Consider the following 2,273-nt stretch of genomic DNA (forward strand, 5'->3'; position numbering starts at 1 on the left):
GAGGTCGCGCACGGTCGCGTCGGCGTGGGGCGGTCAGCCCCGCGCGACGGGCCGCGAGGTCCGGACCGGTCAGAGCGCCGCCTCGTCGTCTCGCCCGTGCGCACGCGCACGACGGACTCGACCGGGACGACCCAGACCTTGCCGTCGCCGATCTTGCCGGTCTGCGCCGCTCCCGCGATGGTCGCGACGACGGTCTCGGCGTCGGCGTCGTCGACGACGACCTCGAGCCGGATCTTGGGCACCAGCGACACGTCGTACTCCGCACCGCGGTAGACCTCGGTGTGGCCCTTCTGCTGGCCGTAGCCGCTGGCCTCGGTGACGGTCATGCCCGCCACGCCCGCCGCCGCGAGCGCCTCGCGGACCTCTTCCCACTTGTGCGGCTTGATCACCGCGGTCACGAGCTTCATGTCAGGCTCCCGTCTTGAGGATGGATCCGCCGCCACCGGCGAAGTCGTACGCGCTCTCCAGGTGCTCGACCTGGTCGATGCCGGTCACCTCGTCCTCCGGGTCGAGGCGGAAGCCGATCGCCAGGTCGACGAGCTTGGCCAGCAGCAGGCTGAGGCCGAAGGAGTAGACCAGGACGACGACCGCGGCGAGCGCCTGCTTGCCCAGCTGCTCCAGGCCGGCCCCTCGGTGGCCAGCACGCCGATCAGCAGGGTACCCACGAGGCCACCGACCAGGTGGACGCCGACGACGTCCAGGGAGTCGTCGTAGCCCAGGCGGTACTTGAGGCCCACGGCCAGGGCGCACAGCACGCCGGCGACCAGGCCGATGACGATCGAGCCGAGCGGCGACGCGGCGCCGGCGGCCGGGGTGATGGCGACCAGGCCGGCGACGACGCCGGACGCGGCGCCCAGGCTCGTCCCCTTGCCCTCGCGGAACATCTCGACGGCGATCCAGCCGATGACGGCGGCCGCGGTCGCGACGGTGGTGTTGACGAAGGCGAGGCCGGCCAGGCCGTTGGCGCCGACGGCGGACCCGGCGTTGAAGCCGAACCAGCCGAACCACAGCAGGGCGGCGCCGAGCAGGACGAACGGCAGGTTGTGCGGACGCATCGGGTCGCGCTTGAAGCCGACGCGCTTGCCCAGGACGAGCACGAGCGCGAGGGCCGCGGCACCGGCGTTGATGTGCACCGCCGTGCCGCCGGCGAAGTCGATCGCCTCCAGCTTCGTGGCGATCCAGCCGCCGTCCTCGCCGAAGTCGAAGACCCAGTGCGCGACCGGGAAGTAGACGACCGTGACCCACACGACCGAGAAGACGACCCAGGCGGCGAACTTGGCCCGGTCGGCGACCGCGCCGCTGATGAGGGCGACGGTGATGACGGCGAACATCAGCTGGAAGCCGGCGAAGACGTACTCGGGGATCGTCCCGTACGCGGTGTCGACCGAGATGTTCGACAGCCCGAGCCGCTCCAGGCCGCCCAGGACGCCGTTGCCGCCGGGGCTGAACGCCATCGAGTAGCCGTACAGCACCCACAGGACGGGCACGACGGCGAGCGCGGCGAAGCTCATCATCATCATGTTGAGCACGCTCTTGGCGCGCACCATGCCGCCGTAGAAGAACGCCAGTCCGGGCGTCATGAGCAGGACCAGGGCCGCGCTGACCAGGATCCAGGCGGTGTCGCCGGTGTCCATGGAACCTCCGAGGTGTGATCGAGGGCGGGAGACCTCCCCGCCGCGTCCCACCCTCGGGGGCCCCGATTTCGGTTCCCGGGCACGCAGGTTGCGCCCAGGTCACGAAACCCGGTCGCGTGTGAACAGCGTGTTACGCGCCCCGCTCAGGAGAGCAGGGCGTCGACGAACTCCTCGGGGTCGAACGGCGCCAGGTCGTCCGCGCCCTCGCCCAGGCCGACGAACTTCACCGGCACCCCGAGCGTGCGCTGGACGCCGATGACGATGCCGCCCTTGGCGGTGCCGTCGAGCTTGGTCAGGACGACGCCGGTGACGTCGACGACCTCGCTGAAGATCTTGGCCTGGGTCATGCCGTTCTGGCCGGTGGTGGCGTCGATGACCAGCAGCACCTCGGTGACCAGCGCCTGCTTCTCGATGACGCGCTTGACCTTGCCGAGCTCGTCCATGAGACCCGCCTTGGTGTGCAGGCGTCCGGCGGTGTCGACCAGCACGACGTCGACGCCGTCGGTGACGCCCTGCTTCACGGCGTCGAAGCCGACGCTGGCCGGGTCGCCGCCCTCGGGGCCGCGCACGGTCGGGACGCCGACGCGCTCGCCCCAGGTCTGCAGCTGGTCGGCCGCGGCGGCGCGGAAGGTGTCGGCG

The 2,273-nt window shown here is 71.4% G+C and carries 1 protein-coding gene and 2 pseudogenes; all 3 read right to left on the reverse strand.

Translation table 11 applies throughout. The features are described from left to right. Window positions 1-89: 89 nt before the first annotated feature. Window positions 90-407: pseudogene (locus AC2W7G_RS14165) on the reverse strand (P-II family nitrogen regulator); the annotation flags it as partial. A 1-nt stretch (window position 408) separates the two neighbouring features. Continuing rightward, a pseudogene (locus AC2W7G_RS14170) lies at window positions 409-1,634 on the reverse strand (ammonium transporter). Window positions 1,635-1,777: 143 nt separating this feature from the next. Beyond that, the coding region (locus tag AC2W7G_RS14175; protein WP_485869001.1) for a signal recognition particle-docking protein FtsY at window positions 1,778-2,273 on the reverse strand (496 nt) is incomplete at its 5' end.

This window comes from Aeromicrobium sp. PFPM2_SD2 (genome assembly GCF_057364525.1).